This is a genomic window from Leifsonia lichenia (genome assembly GCF_054780215.1).
On record NZ_BAAGWT010000002.1, the window covers coordinates 561,930 to 585,094 of the forward strand.

The 23,165-nt window shown below is 69.8% G+C and carries 17 protein-coding genes; 9 read left to right on the top strand and 8 right to left on the bottom strand.

All coding sequences use genetic code 11. The annotated features are described in order from the left end of the window. The first annotated feature begins 87 nt into the window (after positions 1–87). The 4 genes from ACYVGI_RS07220 (at position 88) to ACYVGI_RS07235 (ending at position 6,274) form a co-directional block, all read left to right on the top strand. Complete coding sequence (locus ACYVGI_RS07220; RefSeq protein WP_055893908.1) at positions 88–291, top strand: cold-shock protein; 204 nt, start codon at positions 88–90, stop codon at positions 289–291. 217 nt (positions 292–508) lie between these two features. After that, the gene (locus ACYVGI_RS07225; protein ID WP_460631956.1) at positions 509–1,204 is read left to right on the top strand and encodes a hypothetical protein; all 696 of its coding nucleotides are present in this window, start codon (positions 509–511) and stop codon (positions 1,202–1,204) included. Position 1,205: 1 nt separating this feature from the next. Continuing rightward, positions 1,206–2,756, top strand: a complete 1,551-nt coding sequence (locus ACYVGI_RS07230) for a DNA polymerase Y family protein (protein ID WP_460631957.1) — start codon at positions 1,206–1,208, stop codon at positions 2,754–2,756. A gap of 119 nt (positions 2,757–2,875) precedes the next feature. Next, positions 2,876–6,274 carry an error-prone DNA polymerase gene (locus tag ACYVGI_RS07235; protein ID WP_460631958.1) on the top strand — a complete coding sequence of 1,133 codons (3,399 nt, stop codon included), beginning with the start codon at positions 2,876–2,878 and terminating at the stop codon, positions 6,272–6,274. 168 nt (positions 6,275–6,442) lie between these two features. Here ACYVGI_RS07235 and ACYVGI_RS07240 read toward each other — a convergent pair whose 3' ends face one another. Further along, positions 6,443–7,258, bottom strand: a complete 816-nt coding sequence (locus tag ACYVGI_RS07240) for an AMP nucleosidase (protein WP_460631959.1) — start codon at positions 7,256–7,258, stop codon at positions 6,443–6,445. A gap of 133 nt (positions 7,259–7,391) precedes the next feature. Further along, positions 7,392–8,120 carry a VIT1/CCC1 transporter family protein gene (locus tag ACYVGI_RS07245; RefSeq protein ID WP_460631960.1) on the bottom strand — a complete coding sequence of 243 codons (729 nt, stop codon included), beginning with the start codon at positions 8,118–8,120 and terminating at the stop codon, positions 7,392–7,394. Between the two features lie 187 nt (positions 8,121–8,307). On the opposite strand from ACYVGI_RS07245, the gene gdhA reads away from it, so the two are divergent. Continuing rightward, the gene (gdhA, locus tag ACYVGI_RS07250) at positions 8,308–9,660 is read left to right on the top strand and encodes an NADP-specific glutamate dehydrogenase (protein ID WP_460631961.1); all 1,353 of its coding nucleotides are present in this window, start codon (positions 8,308–8,310) and stop codon (positions 9,658–9,660) included. Between the two features lie 855 nt (positions 9,661–10,515). Here the strand turns inward: gdhA and ACYVGI_RS07255 are convergent. After that, positions 10,516–12,333 carry a DEAD/DEAH box helicase gene (locus tag ACYVGI_RS07255; protein WP_460631962.1) on the bottom strand — a complete coding sequence of 606 codons (1,818 nt, stop codon included), beginning with the start codon at positions 12,331–12,333 and terminating at the stop codon, positions 10,516–10,518. Positions 12,334–12,519: 186 nt separating this feature from the next. Between ACYVGI_RS07255 and ACYVGI_RS07260 the strand changes: the two genes are divergently transcribed. After that, positions 12,520–13,308: an SGNH/GDSL hydrolase family protein gene (locus tag ACYVGI_RS07260; RefSeq protein ID WP_460631963.1), complete on the top strand. Its 789-nt coding sequence runs from the start codon at positions 12,520–12,522 to the stop codon at positions 13,306–13,308. Between the two features lie 144 nt (positions 13,309–13,452). On the opposite strand, the gene ACYVGI_RS07265 is transcribed toward ACYVGI_RS07260, so the two are convergent. After that, positions 13,453–14,694, bottom strand: a complete 1,242-nt coding sequence (locus ACYVGI_RS07265) for a D-alanyl-D-alanine carboxypeptidase family protein (protein WP_460631964.1) — start codon at positions 14,692–14,694, stop codon at positions 13,453–13,455. 69 nt (positions 14,695–14,763) lie between these two features. Further along, the gene (locus ACYVGI_RS07270; protein ID WP_460631965.1) at positions 14,764–15,567 is read right to left on the bottom strand and encodes a TrmH family RNA methyltransferase; all 804 of its coding nucleotides are present in this window, start codon (positions 15,565–15,567) and stop codon (positions 14,764–14,766) included. 120 nt (positions 15,568–15,687) lie between these two features. Between ACYVGI_RS07270 and ACYVGI_RS07275 the strand changes: the two genes are divergently transcribed. Continuing rightward, on the top strand, positions 15,688–16,533 hold the full coding sequence (locus ACYVGI_RS07275) for a Sir2 family NAD-dependent protein deacetylase (RefSeq protein WP_460631966.1): 846 nt from the start codon (positions 15,688–15,690) through the stop codon (positions 16,531–16,533). Positions 16,534–16,571: 38 nt separating this feature from the next. Continuing rightward, positions 16,572–17,171 (top strand): histidine phosphatase family protein, encoded by a 600-nt coding sequence (locus ACYVGI_RS07280; RefSeq protein WP_460631967.1) that lies wholly within the window; start codon positions 16,572–16,574, stop codon positions 17,169–17,171. A 34-nt stretch (positions 17,172–17,205) separates the two neighbouring features. Here the strand turns inward: ACYVGI_RS07280 and ACYVGI_RS07285 are convergent, their stop codons facing one another. The 3 genes from ACYVGI_RS07285 to ACYVGI_RS07295 all read right to left on the bottom strand — a co-directional run bounded on the left by ACYVGI_RS07285 (position 17,206) and on the right by ACYVGI_RS07295 (position 21,306). Continuing rightward, positions 17,206–19,215: a cell wall-binding repeat-containing protein gene (locus ACYVGI_RS07285; RefSeq protein ID WP_460631968.1), complete on the bottom strand. Its 2,010-nt coding sequence runs from the start codon at positions 19,213–19,215 to the stop codon at positions 17,206–17,208. Positions 19,216–19,303: 88 nt separating this feature from the next. After that, the gene (locus ACYVGI_RS07290; protein ID WP_460631969.1) at positions 19,304–20,395 is read right to left on the bottom strand and encodes a glycosyltransferase family 4 protein; all 1,092 of its coding nucleotides are present in this window, start codon (positions 20,393–20,395) and stop codon (positions 19,304–19,306) included. Beyond that, positions 20,392–21,306 (bottom strand): alpha/beta fold hydrolase, encoded by a 915-nt coding sequence (locus ACYVGI_RS07295; RefSeq protein ID WP_460631970.1) that lies wholly within the window; start codon positions 21,304–21,306, stop codon positions 20,392–20,394. The genes ACYVGI_RS07290 and ACYVGI_RS07295 overlap by 4 nt, the downstream gene beginning before the upstream one ends. Positions 21,307–21,439: 133 nt before the next feature. Between ACYVGI_RS07295 and treS the strand changes: the two genes are divergently transcribed. Next, positions 21,440–23,149, top strand: coding sequence for a maltose alpha-D-glucosyltransferase (treS, locus tag ACYVGI_RS07300; protein WP_460631971.1), 1,710 nt, complete (start codon positions 21,440–21,442; stop codon positions 23,147–23,149). Positions 23,150–23,165: the final 16 nt, after the last annotated feature.

A 23,165-nucleotide genomic window follows, 5' to 3' on the forward strand; every position in this document is an offset into this window, starting at 1 on the left:
CGGAGCGTTGCCAGCTTTACAGGAGCAGGAGAACACGCGACGAGGCCCCGACAGTCGGGGTCGAGGAATATCGCTCCTGGAGGAGATATGGCTACTGGTACGGTCAAATGGTTCAACGCGGAAAAGGGCTTCGGCTTCATCGCTCCCGACGACGGCGGCGCTGACGTGTTCGCTCACTACTCTGCAATCGCGTCGAGCGGCTACCGCTCGCTCGAGGAGAACCAGAAGGTCGAGTTCGAGGTGACGCAGGGCCCCAAGGGCCTGCAGGCGGAGAACATCCGCCCGCTCTAACCCTGAGCTTCGAACGGGGTCGCGCTTCGGCGCGGCCCCGTTTTTTTGTTCTGCAGGAGCTCCCGGGCGACACGCCGTTCGTTTCACCGTCCGGACGGAGAAATCGCCCGCATTCGGCGAATTCTCCGCGTGAACGGAGCTGCTGGGGTTGCGTGAGAGGCGCGCCCGCCCGAAAAATGCATTTGCCATCTTCGAACATATGTTCGAAAATGTTGGTATGCAGTCAGCAGCAGCCGCCATCGCCGAACCGGTCGTCGACCGGGCGCAGGTGCACGAGCTGCAGTCGCGCATCCGGCAGATGCAGGCCACCACGCTGGAGAGCAGGCGGCTGGAGACGCACCCCGCGCTCGCCCCTCTGCTGCCGGGCGGTGCTCTGAAAGCGGGCGCCGCATACGCGGTCCGCGGGTCGACGACACTCGTCATGGCCATGCTGGCCGGGCCGAGCGCCGCGGGCGCCTGGTGCGGGGTGGTCGGGATGCCCGACTTCGGCGCAGAGGCGGCGAGCCGGTTCGGGGTCGACCTCGACCGGCTGGTGCTCGTCCCGCATCCCGGCGACCAGTGGCTGACCGTCACCGCCGCGGTGGTGGACGTGCTGAGCGTGGTCGTCGTCTCCCCCGCCAGCCGCGCACGCGACGGCGACATCGCCCGGCTCTCCGCCCGGCTGCGGCAGCGCGAGGCCACCCTGATCGTGGTGGGCGACTGGCCGCAGGTCGAGGCGACACTCACGGTCTCCCGCAGCGGCTGGGACGGGCTCGGCGGAGGAACGGGCTACCTGTCGTCGCGCAGGGTGACCGTCGAATCCGCTCCGCGCGGCGGCACCGGCCAGCGCCGCCGCGCGGAGCTCTGGCTGCCCGGTCTCGACGAGAGCTTCCGCGCCGCGGCGGGCACCACCCGGCTGGAGGCGGTGAGCTGACATGCCGGCCGTCACCCGCGCGATCGTGCTGTGGTGCCCGGACTGGCCGGTGACCGCCGCCCTGCACGCGGGCGACCTGCCGGCGGACACCCCGCTGGCACTCGTCGACCGCAACCTCGTGTTCGCCTGCTCCTCCTCCGCCCGCGCCGATGGCGTGAAGCGGGGGCTGCGCATCCGGGAGGCCCAGTCCAGGTGCACCCGGCTTCAGGTGCTGCCGTACGACCCCGTGCTGGATGCGCGGGCCTTCGACCCTGTGCTGGCCGCGATCGAGCAGATCACCCCCGGCGTCCAGCCGGTGCGCCCAGGCACCTGCGTGCTGCGCGCCCGCGGCCCCGCCCGCTACTACGGCGGGGAGGAGCAGGCCGCCGCCGAACTGCTGCGCTGCCTGGAGGGGCTCGGCATCCCGGACGCGCGGATCGGCATCGCAGACGGGCCGTTCGCCGCTGAGCAGGCCGCCCGCACGACAGGGACGGAGCGGGTCAGGGTGATCCCCCCTGGCGACTCCCCCGCCTTCCTCTCCCCGCTGCCGATCGCGCAGCTCGGGCAGGACGAACTGACGCCGCTGTTCCGGAGGCTCGGCATCCACACCCTCGGCCACCTGGCCGCACTGGGGGCGACGGATGTGCGGGAGCGGTTCGGGGAGCGCGGCGCCTGGTGCCACACCATCGCGAGCGGCCTCGACAGCACGGCGGTGGTGCCGCGCACTCCGCCGAAGCAGTTGGAGAGGGCGATCGAGTTCGAGCCGCCGCTGGACAGGGTGGATCAGGTGACGTTCGCGTTCCGCGGCACGGCGGAGACGTTCATCGGCGGGCTGACAAAGGCCGGACTGGTGTGTACGGCGCTGCGGATCGAGGTGACGGACGAGACCGGCAGGGTGAGCGAGCGGACCTGGCTGCACCCTCGGCTGTTCTCCGCGGCGGACGTGGTGGACAGGGTGCGCTGGCAGTTGCAGGGCGCAGGCAGCATCGAGAGCGGGCTGGGCTCGCCGATCGCGCGCGTGCTGGTGGAGCCGGAGGCGGTGGACGACATCGGGCACCACGAGGAGGGGTTGTGGGGCGGTGGCGCCGACGAGCGCATCCATCACGGGCTGTCGCGAGTGCAGAGCATCCTGGGGCACGACGCCGTGCTCACGGCCACCATCGGCGGTGGGCGCGGGCTGACCGAACGGCAGGTGCTCGTGCCGTGGGGAGACAGGGCGGTGGGGGTGGCGCGCGCCGACCAGCCGTGGCCGGGCAGCCTGCCGGCGCCTGCGCCGTCGACGGTGTTCGAGTCTCCGCGCGCGGTGGCCGTGCTGGGCGGCGACGGCGAACCGGTCGGCGTGACGGCGCGCGGGGTGGTCACGGCGCCGATCGCCCTCTACTCGTCGACCGGTGCTGCACGGGATGCGCGTCCCGTGGACTCCTGGGCCGGCCCGTGGCCGGTGCGGGAACGCTGGTGGGATGCGGCGGCCGCGCGCACGGCGCACCGGTTCCAGGTGGTCGACGCGGACGGGAACGCCTGGCTGCTGGTGCTGGCGGACGGCGCCTGGGTGGCGGAAGCGCGCTATGACTGACCTCTGCGGACGCCCGCCTGCATCGAGTGGTCCCGAATTGCCGTGGGCCAGCGCATCCACACGGCAATTCGGGACCACTCGACCGATGGCGAGGCGCGACTGATGGCGAGGCGCGACTGATGGGCTGGAACAACCCGCCCATCCCGTGGTCGGAGTTCGAGCGGCGGCTCTCCGGCAGGCGCACCAGCGAGCAGGCGGACGAACGTCCGTCGTCGCGCAAGCGCCCCGCGTACGTCCCTGCCCCCATCCCGGACGCCGTGGAGGAGCCGGAGGGCGGCCATGTCCCGTACGCGGAGCTGCACGCGCACACCAACTTCAGCTTCCTCGACGGGGCCAGCTCACCGGAGGAGCTGCTGGAGGAGGCCACCCGGCTGCGCCTGCACGGCCTCGCGGTCACCGACCACGACGGTCTGTACGGCGTCGTGCACCTGGCCGAGGCCGCCGAGGCGTACGAGCGGGTGAAGACCGTGTTCGGCGCAGAGCTCTCGCTGGAGCTGAGCCGACCGCAGAACGGCGAGGCAGACCCGGAGGGCAGTCACCTCGTCGTGCTCGCCCGGCGTCAGGAGGGCTACCACCGGCTCGCCGCCGCCATCACGGACGGCCAGCTCGCCGGGGAGGAGAAAGGACGACCGGTCTACGACATCGACGCTCTGGCGGCACGCGCAGCCGGAGAGTGGATGGCGCTCACCGGCTGCCGAAAGGGTGACGTGCGGCTCGCCCTCGCCGCCGACGGCGAACGGGCGGCGGAGCGGGAGGTCGCGCGGCTGGGCGAGCTGTTCGGCCGCGACAACGTCCTGGTCGAGCTGATCGATCACGGCAACCCGCGAGACACCACAGACAACGACGCGCTCGCCCGCATCGCCGCCAGGCTTGGGATGCCCGTGGTCGCCACCAACAACGTGCACTACGCCTCGCCGGCCCAATACCCGCTGGCGTCCGCGCTCTCCGCGGTGCGCGCCCGCAGAAGCCTCGACGAGATGGACGGCTGGCTGCCGGCGTCCGACGCCGCCCACCTGCGCAGCGGCAGGGAGATGGCGGCCAGGTTCGCCCGGTATCCCGGCGCGGTGGAGCGCACCGTCGAGATCGCGGACGACCTCGAGTTCCGGCTGCGCAGCGCCCGCCCGAAACTGCCGAAGCAGGAAGTGCCAGACGGTCACACGCCGATGAGCTGGCTGCGCGAGCTCACCTGGCGCGGCGCGGAGGAGCGCTACCCCGACCTCGCCGGCGACCAGGCCAAACGGGAGCGCATCGCCCGCGAGCTGGACGTGATCGAAGCGAAGGACTTCCCCGGCTACTTCCTCATCGTCTACGACATCGTGCGGTACGCCCGCAGCCAGGGCATCCTCTGCCAGGGCAGGGGGTCTGCCGCGAACTCCGCCGTCTGCTACCTGCTCGGGATCACCGCGGTCGACTCGATCAAGTACGCCCTGCCGTTCGAGCGGTTCCTGTCGAGTATGCGGGAGGAGGAGCCGGACATCGACGTCGACTTCGACTCCGACCGGCGCGAGGAGGTCATCCAGTACGTCTACCGCAAATACGGCAGGCACAACGCCGCACAGGTCGCGAACGTCATCACCTACCGGCCGAAGAACGCCGTGCGCGACATGGCGAAGGCGCTCGGGTACTCCACCGGCCAGCAGGACGGCTGGTCGAAACAGATCGACTCGTGGGGCTCCATCCAGCCGACAGCCGACCACGACATCCCGGATGCGGTGGTCGACCTGGCCACGCAGGTGCTGAAGTTCCCGCGGCATCTGGGCATCCACTCCGGTGGCATGGTGCTCACCGACCGCCCCGTCGGCGAGGTCTGCCCGATCGAGCACGCCCGCATGGAGAACCGCACCGTGCTGCAGTGGGACAAAGACGACTGCGCCTGGATGGGCCTGGTCAAGTTCGACCTGCTCGGGCTCGGGATGCTGAGCGCCATCGACTACGCCATGAAGACCATCGCGGAGTCGCTCGGCGAGCAGTGGACGCTCGACAGCATCCCGAAGGAGGAGCAGGGCGTGTACGACATGCTCTGCGTCGCCGACTCGATCGGCGTGTTCCAGGTGGAGAGCCGCGCGCAGATCGGCACGCTGCCCCGCCTGCAGCCGCGCGCGTTCTACGACCTGGTGATCGAGATCGCGCTCATCCGTCCCGGCCCCATCCAGGGCGGCGCCGTGCATCCGTACATCCGCAGGAAGCTCGGCCAGGAGAAGGTGACCTACCTGCATCCGGCGCTGGAGCCTGTGCTCGAACGCACGATGGGGGTGCCGCTGTTCCAGGAGCAACTGATGCAGATGGCCGTGGCCGTCGGCGACTGCACGGCGGAGGACGCCGACCTGCTGCGCAGGGCGATGGGCTCCAAGCGCGGGCAGGAGAAGATCGGCTCGCTGCGCGACAAGCTCTACGCGGGCATGGCGGGCAACGGCATCGTCGGCGACGACGCGGACGCCATCTACGCCAAGATCGAGGCGTTCGCCAACTTCGGCTTCGCGGAGAGCCACGCGATCAGTTTCGCGCTGCTCGTCTACGTGAGTTCGTGGCTGAAGCTGCACTACCCCGGCGCGTTCCTCGCCGCCCTGCTGCGGGCGCAGCCGATGGGCTTCTACTCGCCGCGCACGCTCACCGCCGACGCCCGCAGGCACGGCGTGGTGGTGGAGCGGCCGGACATCGAGCGCTCCCAGGTGTTCCCCGTGCTCGAGCCGATGGATGCGGCTGCGGCCGGCCCGACCGGAACCGACCCGTGCCTCGCCCACGACCAGCCGGAGATCGCGCCGTTCGACCGCAGCATCCCGCTCGACCACGCGCTGCACCGCCGCGACGCAGGACACGTGGTGCGGCTGGGACTCGCCGGAGTGACGACCATCGGCGAGAAGCTGGCAGAGCGCATCGTCGCCGAACGCGCATCCGGTGGCCGCTACCTGAGTCTCGGCGACCTGTCCAGGAGGGTGGGACTGAACGTGGCGCAGCTGGAGGCGCTCGCCGCTGCCGGCGCGTTCGAGAGCTTCGGGCTGAGCCGCCGCCAGGCGATCTGGGAGGCTGGCAATGCCGCGCAGGAGAAGCCGGAGTATCTGGCGGGAACGTCGATCAGCGTGCAGCCTCCTCTGCTGCCGATGCTGAGCCCGGCCGAACAGCTCGCGAGCGACCTGTGGGCCACCGGCATCTCCACCGACGACCACCCGATCGGCTTCCTGCGCCCGCAGTTGCGCGCCCGCGGGGTGTACGCGGCCGACGCCCTGGCGACGGCGGAGTCCGGCCGCCGCATCGAGGTCGGCGGCGTCGTCACGCACCGGCAGCGCCCGGCGACGGCGGCGGGCGTCACGTTCCTCAACCTGGAGGACGAGACCGGCCTCATCAATGTGATCTGCCCTGTCGGTGTCTGGAACCGTTACCGCCGCGTGGCCCGCGAAGCCCCCGCCATGGTGATCCGCGGGATGCTCGAGCGCAGCGAGGAGGGCGTGGTCAACGTGATCGCCGACCGCCTCGAGCCGCTGGACGCGGGGATGCGCACCATGTCGCGCGACTTCCGCTGACCCCGCCCCTGCCTGCTCCTGCCCAGCCCTGCCCTGCCCTGCCCTGCCCCTGTGACCTACCGCGCCCCCGCGCGCCGTTCAGACGGAGATTCCGCACCCCAGCCCACCGTTCTCCGTCCGAACGGAGCCCGCGACGGCGTGTCGCCCGACTTCTCCTGTCGAGCCCACCTACTCGTCCTCGAACCGCAGGTGCCGAACGCTGCGCCCGTTGCGCCGCACCAGCCGCAGCGACTCGACACCGATGCGGATGTGCCGCTCCACGAACTGGCCTGTCACGCTGCGATCGCTGTCGGCCGTCTTCACGCCCTCGGGGATCATCGGCTGGTCGGACACCAGCAGCAGGGCACCGCACGGGATGCGGTTGGCGAAGCCGGCGGCGAAGATCGTCGCCGTCTCCATGTCCACTGCCATCACGCGCGTCTCGCGCAGCCGAGCCTTGAACGTCTCGTCGTGCTCCCAGACGCGGCGGTTGGTCGTGTAGACCGTGCCCGTCCAGTAGTCGTGGCCGAAGTCGCGGATCGTGGTCGACACACCGCGCTGCAACTGGAACGCCGGAAGCGCCGGCACCTCGGGCGGCAGATAGTCGTTCGAGGTGCCTTCGCCGCGGATCGCCGCGATCGGGAGCACGAGGTCGCCGAGCTGGTTCTTGCGCTTCACCCCGCCGCACTTGCCGAGGAACAGCGCAGCCTTCGGCGTCACCGCACTGAGCAGGTCCATCACCGTCGCCGCATTGGGGCTGCCCATCCCGAAGTTGATGATCGTGATGCCGTCGGCCGTCGCGTTCGGCATCGGCCTGTCTGCGCCGCGCACCTCCGCGCCGTACCACTCGGCGAAACGCTGCACGTAGTCGCCGAAGTTGGTGAGCAGGATGTGCTCGCCGAAGTCCTCCAGCGCCGTGCCCGTGTAGCGGGGCAGCCAGTTGGCGACGATGTCGCGCTTGTCCCGCAGGCCGGTCACGCCCGTCAACACGGTCTCGCTGCTCATCGCCACTGCTCCTTCATCGCTACCCGCCTCGTCATCCCTGGCCGCCTCTTCGTGCCAGCCTCGTCATCCCGCCTGCCTCTTCATGCCAGCCCGCATCCGGCGCACCCGTCACTCCGCGCGCCCCGCATCCCCATCACACCACGCCCGACGTGCCGAGCAGCGCGCCGATGGCGAACGTCACGATCAGCGCCAGCGCTCCCCCGACCACCACCCGCAGCGTCGCCTTGCCGCGCGAGCTCCCGCCGATGTATGCCGCGACGTATCCCGTGATCGCCAGGGCCAGCAGCACCACCACGAACGTGACGGGGATGCGAATGGATGCGGGCAGCAGCAGGATCGTCAGCAGCGGCAGCAGCCCGCCGATTGTGAACGCAACCGCCGACGCGAGGGCGGCGTGCCAGGGACTCACCACGTCGTCCTGGTCGATCCCGAGCTCGGCCGACAGGTGCGCCGCGAGCACGTCGTGCTCCGTGAGCTCGACCGCGACCTGCCTGGCCGTCTCCGGCTTCAGGCCCTTCGCCTCGTACAGACCGGCCAGTTCGGCGAGCTCCTGCTCCGGCATCTCAGCGAGCTCCCTGCGCTCCTTGGCGATGAGGGCGTGCTCGCTGTCACGCTGGCTGCTGACCGAGACGTACTCGCCGAGCGCCATCGAGATCGCCCCGCCGACGAGCGCCGCGATCCCCGCCGTGAGGATCGGCGCGATGTCGCCCGTCGCACCCGCGACACCGACCACGACCGCCGCCACGGACACGATCCCGTCGTTGGCGCCGAGCACCCCCGCCCGCAGCCAGTTGAGGCGCTGGGCGAGTCCTTCCTTGTGCGGCTCCCCCGCGTGCTGCCCGTCGACCTGTTGCTCGCTCATGGGCTCAGCCTAGGAAGTCGGGGCGTGCGCTGCCAGCATGTGCAGGCTCACCGAACACGCGCATCCCCGTGCATCCCGTCGTGCATTCCCGCGCATCCACCCGCGCATCCCGTCGTCGTCACACGGCGGAGGGGTCAGGTTTCTGAGAGTAGACTCAGAAATCTTGTGCACCATCGAAAGGCCGCGAGTGACTACTGACCTCACCACCCTCCTCGACGACGTCCTCAAGCGGAACGCCGGAGAACCAGAATTCCATCAGGCGGCGAGGGAGGTCTTCGATTCCCTCGGTCCCGTGATCGCCAGAAACCCGCGGTACGCGGAGGCCGCCGTCCTCGAGCGGCTGTGCGAGCCGGAGCGGCAGATCATCTTCCGCGTTCCGTGGACGGATGACCGCGGTCGCGTGCAGATCAACCGGGGCTTCCGCGTCGAGTTCAACTCCGCACTCGGCCCGTTCAAGGGCGGCCTGCGGTTCCACCCGACCGTCACCCTCGGCACCGTGAAGTTCCTCGGCTTCGAGCAGATCTTCAAGAACGCGCTCACGGGGCTGCCGATCGGCGGAGGGAAGGGCGGAAGCGACTTCGACCCCAAGGGCAAGTCGGACGCCGAAGTGATGCGGTTCTGCCAGTCGTTCATGACGGAGCTGTACCGCCACCTGGGCGAATACACAGACGTGCCCGCCGGTGACATCGGCGTCGGCGGCCGGGAGATCGGCTACCTGTTCGGCCAGTACAAGCGGATCACCAACCGCTACGAGTCCGGCGTCCTCACCGGCAAGGGCATCGGCTGGGGCGGCTCGCTGGTGCGCACGGAAGCCACCGGTTTCGGCGCCGTCGTGTTCGCCGACCGGATGCTCTCCACCCGCGGCCGCTCGTTCGAGGGAGCCCGCGTGCTCGTCTCCGGTTCGGGCAACGTCGCCATCTACGCCATCCAGAAGGTGCAGCAGCTCGGCGGAACCGTCGTCGCGTGCTCCGACTCCACCGGCGTCGTCTTCGACCGCGACGGACTGGACCTCGACCTCCTGCGCGAAATCAAGGAGCAGCGCCGCGGACGCCTCAGCGACTACGCCGAGGCGCGTGGCACCGCATCCGAGTACCGCGCCGGCGGCGACACCTGGGCCTTGGCGGCAGAGACGACGATCGACGTCGCCATCCCGTGCGCCACCCAGAACGAACTCGGCGGCGACGCGGCGAAGACCCTCGCCGACAACGGCGTCGCGGCCGTGGTCGAGGGGGCGAACATGCCGTGCACGCCGGACGCGGTACGCGTGCTGAGCGCCGCCGGCGTGCTGTTCGCGCCCGGCAAGGCGGCGAACGCGGGCGGCGTGGCGACCTCGGCCCTGGAGATGCAGCAGAACGCCTCCAGGGATGCGTGGAGCTTCGAGTACGCGGAAGGCCGCCTCGCCGAGATCATGGTCGGCATCCACGACCGCTGTGCGGAGACCGCCGACGAGTACGGCGCCCCCGGCGACTACGTCCTCGGCGCCAACATCGCGGGCTTCACCCGCGTCGCCGACGCGATGATCGCGATGGGCGTCATCTAGGCGCGCGTCGTGCGGTGGGCGGCGGCGCGCTGCGCGTCCGCCCACCGGGCGCGCTGTCCGCGCCGTCCAGCCCCGGCCCCCGCATCCCCTCGCCTCGTGCGACACGTGCGGTCACCTCGCCCCGCACCGCACCGTTCGCACGACTCGTGCGCCGCTCCCGGCCCCACGCATCCCGTCGCCTCGTGCGAAACGTGCGGTCACCTCGCCCGACACCGCACCGCACCGTTCGCACGACTCGTGCGCAGCCCCCGGCCCCACGCATCCCGTCACCTCGTGCGAAACGTGCGGTCACCTCGCCCGACACCGCACCGTTCGCACGACTCGTGCGCAGCCCCCGGCCCCACGCATCCCGTCACCTCGTGCGAAACGTGCGGTCACCTCGCCCGACACCGCACCGTTCGCACCACTCGTGCGCAACCCCCGACCCACGCATCCCGTCACCTCGTGCGAAACGTGCGGTCACCTCGCCCGACACCGCACCGTTCGCACCACTCGTGCGCAACCCCCGACCCACGCATCCCGTCACCTCGCGCGAAACGTACGGTCACCTCGCCCCGCACCGCACCGTTCGCACGACTCGTGCACAGCCCCCGACCCACGCATCCCGTCACCTCGTGCGACACCTGCGGTCACCTCGCCCGGCACCGCACCGTTCGCACGACTCGTGCGCAGCCCCCGACCCACGCATCCCCTCGCCTCGTGCGAAACGTACGGTCACCTCGCCCCGCACCGCACCGTTCGCACGACTCGTGCGCAGCCCCCGACCCACGCATCCCGTCACCTCGTGCGACACGTGCGGTCACCGCGCGCGGCACCGCACGTCTCGCAGGGCGCGGGCGGTAGCGGCGGCGTCCGTCAGCCGCGGCCGAGACGGCGGCGCAGGTAGTCGATGCGGGACTGGAGTTGCGTCACCGATGCCTGCGCCACGGCCGGCCCGCCGCAGGCGCGGCGAAGCTCGGCGTGGATGAGGCCGTGGGGCTCACCGGTGTTCTTCGAGTACAGCCCCACCAGGCTGTTCAGCAGGCTGCGCTGCTCCTTGAGGTTGCGGTACAGCGGCGCAGGCGGGTGCCCGTCTGCCGTCGGTGGGCGCGAGCTCGTGCGGCGCGCCTGGCGTTGCTGCCGCTGCGTCAGCAGCTCGTGCACCTGCTCGGGCTCCAGGATTCCCGGCAGGCCGATGAAGTCGTGCTCCTCGTCGCTTCCGGGCACCGCGAAGCTGCCGAACTCCTGACCGTCGTACAGCACCCTGTCGAAGTTCGCCTCCGAGCCGAGGGCCTCGAACGAGAACTCGTCCATCAGCCCCTCGGATGCGCGATCCTGCCGGTTCGCCTCCGCCATCATGGCGTCTTCCGGGTTGAAGAAGTCGCCCTCGGCGTTCTCGTCCGTCGGCCGGTCGAGCGCGTGGTCGCGCTCCAGTTCGAGAGCGTTCGCCAGCGCCATCAGCGTCGGCACGTTCGGCAGGAACACCGACGCCGTCTCTCCGCGGCGCCTGGCGCGCACGAAACGACCGATCGCCTGCGCGAAGAACAACGGCGTGGATGCGCTGGTCGCGTACACCCCGACCGCCAGCCGGGGCACGTCGACACCCTCCGACACCATGCGCACCGCGACCATCCACCTCGACGTGCCTGCCGCGAACTCGGCGATCCTGTCGCTCGCCTCCTTCTCGTCGGAGAGCACCACCGTGACCGGCTCCCCGGAGATCTGCTGCAGCAGGTCCGCGTACGCACGGGCCGCATAGTGGTCGGTCGCGATGACCAGACCGCCCGCATCCGGGATGGCATTCCGCACCTCGGTGAGGCGGCGGTCCGCGGCGTTCAGAACGGCGGGGATCCACTCCCCGCGCGGATCGAGCGCCGTGCGCCAGGCCTGCGAGGTGATGTCTTTGGTGTTGCCCTCTCCGAGCCGCGCCTCCATCTCGTCGCCGGTCTTGGTGCGCCAGCGCATGTGCCCGGCGTAGACCAGGAAGATCACCGGCCGCACGACACCGTCCGCGAGGGCGCGGCCGTAGCCGTAGTTGTAGTCGGTGAGGGAGGTGCGGATTCCCGCTTTGTCTGGCAGATACGTGACGAACGGGATGGGGGCCGTGTCGGAGCGGAACGGCGTTCCGGTGAGCGAGAGGCGCCTGGTGGCACGCTCGAACGCCTCGCGGATGCCGTCGCCCCAGCTCAGCGCGTCTCCGCCGTGGTGCACCTCGTCGAGGATGACGAGCGTGCGGTAGTTCTCGGTGATGTCTTTGTGCAGGCTCGGCCGCATCGCGACCTGCGCATACGTGACGGCGACGCCTTTGTAGTGGCGGGCGTACCGGCCGTCCGAGTTCTTGAACTCGGGGTCGAGATGCAGTCCGACGCGCTCTGCCGCCTCGGCCCACTGCCGCTTCAGGTGCTCGGTCGGTGCGACCACGGTGATGCGCTCGACCACGCGCCGCGCGAGGAGTTCGGTGGCGAGACGGAGAGCGAACGTCGTCTTTCCCGCGCCGGGCGTCGCGGCGGCTAGGAAGTCGCGTGGCTCGTGCTCGAAGTATGCGTCGAGCGCTTCGGCCTGCCAGGCACGCAGTTTTCCTGCTGTACCCCAGGCCGCTCTCTCCGGGAAGGAGGGCGACAGGTGTTCAGCGGCGAAGGTTCCGGCGTGCGCACCAGGGCGAAGCGAGGTCTCGGGTTCTGTCGGCTGTTCCACTTGGATCAAATCTACCGGCTCCCACCGACACTCGCCCACGCGTCCCCCACCCCCGGGCGTGCCGCATCCCTCGCAGCCCTCGAGTCCAGGCTTTTTCACCGCAAACAGCGGTGTTGCGGTGAAGAACCCTGGGCTCGATCGCCGCGGTCGGCGGGCGAGCAGAATGGCTGGGTGCAGAATGAAGGTATGGCAGTCGCTCAGCATCCGTGGTCCCGCTATGTCGCTCTCGGCGACTCGTTCACGGAGGGCATCGGCGATCCAGAGCCTGGCAGCCCGGGCGGTCACCGCGGCTGGGCGGACCGCGTCGCCGAAGTGCTCAGCCAGCAGACCGACGACTTCGCGTACGCCAACCTCGCCGTGCGCGGCAAGCTCATCAAGCAGATCCTGGATGAGCAGGTCGAGCCGGCCGTCGCGCTCCGGCCGGACCTCATCACCATCTCCGCCGGAGGCAACGACGTCATCCGCCCCGGCACGGACCCGGACGCCATCGCCGCCCTCTTCGACGACGCCGTCTCCCGGCTCAGCGTCGACGGGGCGACCATTGTCGTCTTCACCGGCGTCGACGTCGGCTTCTCCCCTGTCTTCCGCGGCATCCGCGGCAAGGTGGCGATCTACAACGAGAACGTGCGCGCCGTCGCGGCCAGGTACGACTGCATCGTGGCCGACCAGTGGGCGCTCACCGAGATCCAGGATCAGCGGATGTGGGCGCCGGACCGCCTGCACCTGGCGCCGCTCGGCCACCACACGGTGGCGCGCATGGTGCTCGCCGCCCTCAATGTCGAGAACGATCTGCAGCCGCTGCAGCCGGAGCCGCTCCCCGAGCGCACCTGGCGCCAGGCCCGCTCGGAAGACCTGTCCTGGGCGCGCGAATACCTCGTGCCCTGGGTGCTCCGCCGCATCCGCCACCAGTCCTCCGGCGACCACGTCCTCCCCAAACGCCCAGACGCCGGTCCCTTCCGCCTCCCCGAACTCTGACCGGCTCCCGCACCGCCCACGCCTCAAGCAATCGAGCCCAGGCTTTTTCACCTTCAAACCGGATCTAAAGGTGAAAAAGCCTGGGCTCGATTGCTGCGCGGGCGGACGGGGCGCGGCGCACGGGACGGGGCGCGGCGGGCGGGGTCAGGCGCCGAGGCCGCCGGGATGGGCGAGGCGCCAGCCGAAGCCGGGGTCCGGCACGTCGCGCGCCAGCGCGAGCTCGGCCGTCTGCGTCTTGCCGTTGAGCGTGAAGGTCACTTGACCGACCACATCGCCCTTGCGCCCCGACTGGATGGTGCGCGTCTGCAGATCGACCTGGATGGGCGTGTCCGACCACACGACGAAGCTCTTGGTCGAGGTGGAGACGAGGGCGGATTTCGCTCCCCAGGGGGTCGAGTACGTGCCGTACGACTGGCCGGCGCTGGACGCATCCACCTGGTGGAAGCCGCCTTTCATGCTCACCAGCAGCGCCTTGACGGCGGCCCAGAGGTCGTCGTGGGTCGGCGCGCCGAGCACGGCTCCGACCACGCGCACCTTGGTGCTGCCGACGCCGATCTCGGCCGAGAACAGCAGGCAGTTGCCCGCTTCGTCCGTGTTGCCCGTCTTGATCCCGTCGATGCCTTCGAAGCCGAGCAGCGTGTTGGTGTTGTCCTGTGCGCCGGCGCCGGGCAGCGTCGCCGACTTCTGCGAGACGATGGCCGACAGCACGGGGTCGGCGAGCACCAGCTTGCCGATGCCGATCAGGTCCTTGGTGGTGCTGACGCTGCCTGGATCGAGTCCGTCGGGGCTGGTGAGGTGCGTGCCGGTGAACGCGTTGCGGTCGAGCCAGGCGTTCGCGGCCTTCACGAACGCACCCGTGGAGCCGTACGCCCAGTTGGCGAGCGAGATGGCGTAGTTGTTCGCCGAGGGCAGCAGCATCGCGGTGAGCGCCTGTTTCTCGGTCATCGACGTCCCGGCGACGACCGGCGCCCATGACCCGCCCTCGCTGATGACCTCGTTCCAGATGTCGACGTCCTTCTGGGTGAAATCGATCGTCGGCCCGTCCGATCCTCCGGTGATGGGCTTCTTGTCGAGCACGACCAGCGCGGTGATCGTCTTCGTCACGCTCGCGATCGGCAGGCTCTTGTCGCTGCCGTGGTATTCGGTCGCGCCGTCCACATCCGGTGCGGAGATGGCGCTCGCGCCCCAGCCCGGCCAGGCGAGCTGCGCCGCAGGCTGCACGATGCTCTTCTCGTGCTGCACGACGGCGGCCGTGGCCGGCACGGGTCCGAACAGCGACCCGGACAGGTACATCAGGCTCGCGAGGACGACCCCGACGAGGCTGAAGACGACGATCCGGCGACGGCGGTACACCTGGGGGGAAACTCGACGGGACTGGTCTTGCACCCGAGAATTGTATGCGGGGCCACTGAGGCGTCCGCTGAGAACGCGCCATAACCCCCGAGAGCGCCGCGGCTAGCGCGTGAGCGCCCAGAGCGCCACCGCACTCGCCGACGCCACATTCAGCGAGTCGACTCCGTGCAGCATCGGGATGGTCACCACCGTGTCGGCGGCGGCCAACGCCCTCCGGCTCAGGCCGTCGCCCTCCGAGCCGAGCACGAGCGCCACCCGCTCCGGCGAGCTCTCCGCGTACGCGCCGAGCTCGACAGCGTCGTCCGCTAGCGCCAGCGCGGCGATCTCGAACCCGGCGTCGTGCAGGATCGGCGCCGCTTCGTCCCACTCCGGGATGCGCGTCCACGGCACCTGCAGCACCGTACCCATGCTCACCCGCACGCTCCTGCGGTACAGCGGGTCAGCGCAGCGCGGGCTCACCAGCACGGCGTCCGCTCCGAGCCCGGCGACCGAGCGGAAAATCGCGCCGACGTTCGTGTGATCGACGATGTCCTCCAGCACCACGACGCGCCGCGCATCCCGCAGCAGAGACGCGGGCTCCGGCAGCGTCGGCCTGTGCATCGCCGCGAGCGCTCCGCGGTGCAGGTGGTAGCCGGTGAGCTCCTCCAGCACGCCGCTGTCCCCCACGAACACCGGCACGTCCGGGTAGTCGGCGAGCAACGGTTCCAGGTCGGCCAGCCACTGTTCCTGCAGCAACACAGAGCGCGGCCGGTGCCCCGCCGCCAGCGCGCGCGTGATCACCTTCGACGACTCCGCGATGTAGAGCCCGCCCTCCGGCTCGCTGACGCGCCGCAGGGCGACGTCGGTGAGTCGCGAGTAGTCCGCGAGCCCGTTTGCTGTCAGGTCGGTGATGCGGTGGATGCGCACGGCTGAGGCCTCTCGTCATGCACCGAAGGATCGCGGTGCAGCTTACAGATTGCCAGTCGTCGGAAACATTCCGGAAAACTCGCGTGTTTAGACTGCAAGGAGCATCGACAGGAGGCGCACGTGGCAACAGTGACGACGGAGCTCTCTGCCGAGCTGGCGCGCGACCTCGACAGGACGGTCGACCTGCTGGCAGGTCGCAGATTCGCCCTGCTCACCGGCGCAGGCGTCTCGACCGACTCCGGCATCCCCGACTACCGCGGCGAGGGCGCACCGAAGCGCACCCCGATGACGTTCCAGCAATTCCTCGCCGACGACACGTATCGCAAGCGCTACTGGGCAGGCAGCCATCTCGGCTACCGCCGGTTCGCGGCAGCGGCCCCGAACGACGGCCACCGCGCGATCGCAGCTCTCGAGCTCGGCGGCGCGGCCAACGGCGTCGTCACGCAGAACGTCGACGGCCTGCACAAGCAGGCCGGCTCGCGCAAAGTCGTCGATCTGCACGGTGCGATGGACAGGGTGCTCTGCCTGGTCTGCGGCCAGATCTTCGCCCGCGAGGCCATCGCCGCCCGCATCGAGCAGGCCAACCCGTGGCTGGATGCGGACGGCGCCGTCGAGATCGCCCCGGACGGCGACGCCATCGTCACCGATGTGGATGCGTTCCAGGTTCCGGACTGCACGGTCTGCGGCGGCCACCTCAAGCCGGACGTGGTGTTCTTCGGCGAGTTCATCCCCGCGGAGAAGTACCGCGAGGCGAGCGCGCTCGTCCGCAGCTCGGACGCGCTGCTGATCGCCGGGTCGTCCCTGGCGGTCAATTCGGGCATCCGGCTGCTGGAGGAGGCCAGGCGCCGCAAGCTCCCCATCGTGATCGTCAACAGGGGCGAGACGAAGGGCGACGGCCGCGCGACCGTTAAGCTGAACGCAGGGACGACGGAGACACTCGTCGAACTCGCCGCCAGACTCACCTAGCTCCCGGGGGCCTCCGCGTCCGCGATGAAAGGACGCGCGTGACCAGAATCTCCCTCGTTCGCCACGGTCAGACCGACTGGAACCTCGCCAAACGCATCCAGGGGTCGAGCGACATCCCGCTGAACAGCACCGGACGCGAACAGGCCGAGGCCACGGGCCGCGCGCTCGCCGGAGGACGCTACGACGCCATCTACGCCAGCCCGCTGAGCCGCGCGACCGAGACGGCCACCATCATCGCGTCGCACACCGGTCTGGATGCTCCCCTCCCCCTTCCCGAGGTCGCCGAACGCCGCTACGGCGATGCTGAGGGCCTGACCGGAGCCGAGATCCTGGCACGCTGGCCGGAGGGCACGCCGGTGCCGGGCCGCGAGTCGCGCGACGAGGTCGTGGAGCGCGCGCTGCCCGCCCTGCTGGCGCTGGGCGAGCAGCACCCCGGCGAGTCGGTCATCGTCGTGAGCCACGGCGGCGTGATCGGGTCGCTGGTGCGCCATGTCACCGGCCACGCCCTCCCCGGCCCCGGCGAGGTCATCCCGAACGGCTCCGTGCACGAGTTCGTCTACGAAGACGGAACCCTTACGCTCGACCGCTTCAACCTGCACCCGGAGGACCGGGACCTGTTCACCGCCTCCGTGCTCTAGCCGAGAGGACCGGACCAAGAACCGCGGTCGCGCGTCACCAGTTGCAGGGCGTGAGGTACTCGACGGCAGTGGTGAGGACTGCCGGGCCGCCGATCAGCGTGACCGTCCGGACGCCGAGGCGCCCCATGTCGGCCAGCACGCCGCTCGGCACGCAGTCGCCAGGAGCGAGGTACAGGGGCGACGACGTTGTGCCGGCCCAGCTGCTCGCCGCGAGGGCGTCAGGATAGCCGAATCCGGTGGCGAGGACCGCCGTGGAGGCGTTGGCGTATGTGTTGACGTTGACCGCCTCCGCCGTCGAGTACCTGTCCCAGCCCGCGAGACGGTCGACCGTGTATCCCGCGCCCGTCAGCGCGAGTTCGATCCCGCTCGACATCACGGAGCTCCCGCCAACGAGCTTGACAGTCCTCGCGCCGAGCGACGTCAGGAGCGCTGACGTCGCGGAGTCGATGCCGCTCGCCGCTCCGTCGACGAGCAGCACAGGAGCACCCTTCGAGCCTGCGGCTCCTCCCGCCGACAGAGCATCGGGGAAATTGGTGCCGGAAGCCAGGTACACGGTGCTCGCGGAGGTGAACGCACCCTTCACCACGGAGCGCGACGTGGCGAACCTGTCGTCCCCCGCTTCCCTGCTCACGCTCGCCGATGGCGCTGCCGTCCGCAACTGGCTCAGCACCCGGTCGGAGACGGAGGCCAGGCCGCCGGCGACCACGATCTTCGCCGGCTTGAGACGGGCGACTTCTGCCGCGACGTCGGCGGTCAGTCCGGTCGCGGGCGTGAGGAGCAGTGGTCCTCCGCGCTTCGCCGCTGCCGGGCCTGCGGCTAGAGCATCCGGGTAGTTCAGGCCGGACGCGATGTAGACCACCGGAGCCGTGCCGGGGAACGCCCGCTTCGAGACCGCGACCGAGGTGGCGAACCGGTCACTGCCCGCCACCCGGTCGGTGGTGAGCTTCCGGACGACGGAGATCAGGGTGTCCCCGGCGCGTGCGCCTGACACGTATGCCGTTCCCGTCGTCGGGTTGACCGCGACGTCCGCCGGCGCGGACACGGGCACCCCGGCGACGATCGACTTCGAGGCGGTGCCGATCGCCAGCACCTCGTTGATCGTGCCGCCCTCGAAAGGCTGGGAGACCGCAGCGTAGAGCGTGCCGGCGGTCTGATCGACCTCCAGCGACTCGGCCTGCGCGGGAAGCGGGATGGTCGACGATACGGCGGACGCGCCGCGCGGAACGAGCGCCAGCTCGTACGTCGTCGACGACGGCGCAGTGCGGCGAGAGACGTACACGGTGCCCGTCGCCGGATCGACCGTCGCCACGCCGGCGACCCCGGTCAGCGGAACCGTGGCTTTCAGCGCGTTCGTCGAGGTGCTGAACGCGTACAGTGTGGAGGCGGTCGGCGAACTCGTCGCGGCATACACGACGCCCCCCGCCGCGTCGACCGTCACGGCGATCGGGCCCTGCATCGTCGGCGGCAGCGGCACGGCCGTCGGCGTCACGCCGGTCCCGCCGATGGCGGACGCGATCTGCGCCGCCGTCAGCACCAGCAGCGACGGCGTCGGTGTCCCGCCGACGGAACGCGTGCCGACGAAGTAGACCGAGCCGGTGGCGGTGTCGACGGCCATCCCGCTGTTGCCGCTGGAGCCGACCAGGTTCACGGTGCCGAGCGGAATGGTCGCCACCTGGGTCTTGGTCGCCGTCGCGAACACCGCCAGCGAGGCCGTTCCTGGTGTGGTGTCCGCAACCGTCACGTAGACGAGTCCGCGCCCAGCGTCGATGTCCACGCCGTTCGGGATGTGCGGAAGGGGAAGCGTCTTGCTCACCGAGCCGGCGGCGAGGTCGAGCACGGTCAGACTGCTGGCGCTGCTGCTCGACACCAGCGCGAACATCGTGTTCGTCGCCGGGTCGACGGCCATCGTCGGGACGGTCGCCCACGGGTCGGTTCCTGGGGCGGCAGGCAGCGTGTTGACGATCCGATACATCGACTGCGCTGCGTTGGCAGGCATCGCCCCGAGCACTGTCCCCGCGATCGCGGTCGCTGCCGCGATTCCCACGGCCGCGGCCGTCCTGATCCACCGTTTACCCGACATCGATTGTCCCCCCACTCGAATAGTGCACCTGTGCACATATCGGATTATGGCATCAATCCAGCTTCCGTTTCGCCCTCGCCGCGGCCGCGGTCAGCACCGTGAGAAGATGTTCAGCCGACGCGTCCCAGGTAAACCGGGCCGCCTCGCGCTTCGACGCCTCCGACCGCGCCGCCCACACGCCCTCCTCCTCCAGATGACGGATGCGCGCGGCCGCCTCCTGTGCGGAGTCCGGCGAGAAGAACAGGGCGGCCTCTCCCCCGATCTCACGGAAGATCGGGATGTCGCTGACCACCACGGGCGTGCCGAGCGTCATCGCCTCCACCAGGGGGATGCCGAAGCCTTCGTCGTGCGACGCCGTCACCAGGGCCGTGGCCGCTGCGACCGTCTCCGCGTACTCCTCGTCGCTCGCTCCGTCGTGGAACACGATCCGCGCATCCGGCGCCACCGCCGTCAGGCGGTCTCGCTCGGCGTCGGACACCCTGCTCATCAGGTGCAGTTCGTAGTCCGGCAGCAAGGCGGCGGCGCGCACCAGCGTCTCGACGTTCTTGTACGGCATGAACGAGCCCATGTAGACGAGCGACTTCGACTCCGGCCCTGTCCTGGCTGCCCGCACGGGGTCGAGCTCCGGCATGTCCGCCGCGTTCGGCACGACGTGCACGGGGCGCCGGGTGAGCTTGTGCTCAGCGATGAGCTGCTTGGTGGTCTGCGACACCGTCACCACCGCATCCGACCGGTTGAGCAGCATTCGCTGCGGCCACCAGGCCAGGTGGTAGAGCCGCCACAGCAGCCGGATGGGGGCAGGCAGGTCGCGCGGTGGCGTGCGGTTGCGGTAGTAGATGAGGTCATGGACCGTGAGCACGAGCCGGTAGCGCCTGCCCCAGCCGCCCATGGTCTGCATCGGCGTGAACACCACGTCCGGCTTCAACCGGTTGACCTGTCTCGCCACCCACGGCTCGCCGGCGCTGGTCGGAGCGCCGATGAGCTCCCACGGCAGGTGCGGCAGCATCTCGAGCTGGCGGTGATCGCTGATGAGCATGGTGACGGCGTGGCGTTTCGCCAGCGCGGCGACGAGTCCGGCCGTGTAGCGGCTGATCCCGTCGTGGCGGCCGATCCTGGTGTAGCGGCAGTCGAAGACGATCCTCATGCCAGGAAGTCCTCGATCGCCCTGGCCGCCTCGGAGGGCGTCTCGTAGTGGATCAGGTGGCCGACCTCCGGGATCACGACCAGACGCGCATCCGGGAACAGCGTCTGCAGGCGGTACTGCGCCGACAGGGGCGTGATGTCGTCCTTCTGCGCCGCCACCAGCAGGGTGCGCTCCTGGATGCGCGCCGCGTACTCGCTGACGTCGTGCGACACCGAGGCGCGGAAGGCGTCGAGCACCACCTCCCTGTCGCTGAACGCGCTGAAGTAACGGTCGTGCTGGTCGTGGATCCAGCGCCGGAGCGTCTTGTCCTTCGTCTTCGCCATCGTCACGCTCATCACGCGCACGATGGCGCGATTGCGCAGCAGGCCGAAGCCGAGCGTCCGCGGCAGTGCTGCCGCGAGCCAGTAGTAGAAGATCGCGAGCCTGGTCATGATGCCGCGCGGTCCCTCCAGCGCCGGCTGCCCGATCGGGTTCACCAGCACGACGTCGTGCGGGTGGAGCGCATCCGGAGCTGCCGTGTCGGCCAGGGCCGCCGAGACCACGATCGACCCGAACGAGTGCCCCAGCAGCACGAACCGGCCGTCGATGCCGAGCTCGCGCACGAACGCCCTCAACCAGCGCGCGTAGCCGTCGATGTCGTGCTTCGCCTCCGTCAACGGAGTGGATGCGCCGAAGCCGGGGAGGTCGGGTGAGATCATCCGCACGCCGCCGAGCTGAGCGACGACGGGCTCCAGACCGTGGTGGTCGCCGCGGAACCCGTGCACGAGCACAAGCGTCGTGTGCGCGGCAGGGTCCCCGTAGTCCCAGTAGCGGGTCGTGCCGCCGAGGACGGACACGTCCGCTGTGCGCACCGGGAGACGGCCGAGCGCGTCGGCGTATGGTGAAGCTGCGTATGGCGAGGAAGCGGTCATCGCAGACCAGTCTAGGCAGCGCGGATCACCGCATCCGGCAATGTGCTGCCAGGACTGGACAGAGCACCAGCGCAAGCACCTAGACTCGACTGGTTGTAATCGCTTGCATCGGCTTCGCGCCGGAAGGAGAACCGTGAGTTTCACTGCGCCCATCACGCTGCCCGGGCTCACCCTGGATCCGCAGTGGTATCGCCGGTCCGTCTTCTACGAAGTGATGGTGCGGTCGTTCGTCGACAGCAACGGCGACGGCTCAGGCGACCTCGCCGGACTCACCTCCAAACTCGACTATCTGCAGTGGCTCGGCATCGACGCGCTGTGGCTCCCGCCGTTCTTCCAGTCCCCGCTGCGCGACGGCGGATACGACGTGTCCGACTTCCGCGCGATCCTGCCGGAGTTCGGCACGATCGACGAGTTCCGCGACCTCGTGACGAAGGCGCACGAGCGCAACATGCGCATCATCATCGACCTGCCGATGAACCACACCTCCGACCAGCACGAGTGGTTCCAGCAGTCCCGCTCCGACCCAGAGGGCCCGTACGGCGACTTCTACGTCTGGAACGAGACCGACGACAAATACCCGGACATCCGCATCATCTTCGTCGACACAGAGGACTCCAACTGGGCCTTCGACGAGGCGCGCCGCCAGTACTACTTCCACCGCTTCTTCTCGCACCAGCCCGACCTCAACTTCGAGAACCCCGCAGTGCACGACGCCATGTTCGAGATCGTGCGGTTCTGGCTCGACCTCGGCGTCGACGGCTTCCGGCTGGATGCGATCCCCTACCTCTACGAGTCCGACGAGGGCAACGGCGAGGGCGAGCCGAAGACGCACGAGTTCATCAAGAAGCTCCGCGAGATGGTCGACCGCGAGTACCCGGGCCGCATGATGGTCGCCGAGGCGAACCAGTGGCCGCGCGAGGTCGCCGCGTTCTTCGGCACCGAGGACGAGCCCGAATGCCACATGGCCTTCGACTTCCCCGTCATGCCGCGCATTTTCTACGCGCTGCGCTCGCAGCAGTCCGCCGAGCTCGTGCGGGTGCTGTCCGAGACCCTGGACGTCCCCGACGGCTCCGCCTGGGGCGTGTTCCTGCGCAACCACGACGAGCTCACGCTCGAGATGGTGAGCGAAGAATACCGCCAGGCCATGTACGGCTGGTACGCATACGACCCGCGGATGCGCGCCAACATCGGCATCCGGCGCCGGCTCGCGCCGCTGCTCGACAACTCGCGCGCCGAGCTCGAACTCGCCCACGCGCTCCTGTTCTCCCTCCCAGGGAGCCCGTTCCTCTACTACGGCGACGAAATCGGGATGGGCGACAACATCTGGCTGCCCGACCGCGACAGCTCCCGCACCCCCATGCAGTGGACGCCCGACCGCAACGCCGGGTTCTCCACGGCCGACCCGGGCAAGCTGTTCCTGCCCGTGGTGCAGTCGCTGGTCTACCACTACAACCAGGTCAACGTGGAGGCGCAGCTCGCCCAGTCGCGCTCGCTGCTGCACTGGATCCGCAACGTCATCCACGTGCGCAAGGCGCATCCGGTGTTCGGCCTCGGCACGATCCGCGTGCTGCAGACCAACCACGAGTCGGTGCTCGCGTTCGTGCGTTCCTACGAGGGCAGCGGCACGCACTTCGGCGACCAGCCGGAAGACGTGCTGTGCGTGTTCTCGTTCGCGCACAACCCGGTCTCGGTCTCGCTGGAGGCCCCGGAGTTCGCCGGCTCCACGCTCTACGACCTGTTCGGCGGCGCAGAGTTCCCGACCGTCGCTGAGGATGGCCGCTTCACGCTGACGCTCGGGACGCAGAACTTCTACTGGCTGCACGTCGAGCCGCGCCACAACTGACGGGGACGCCCGGCTG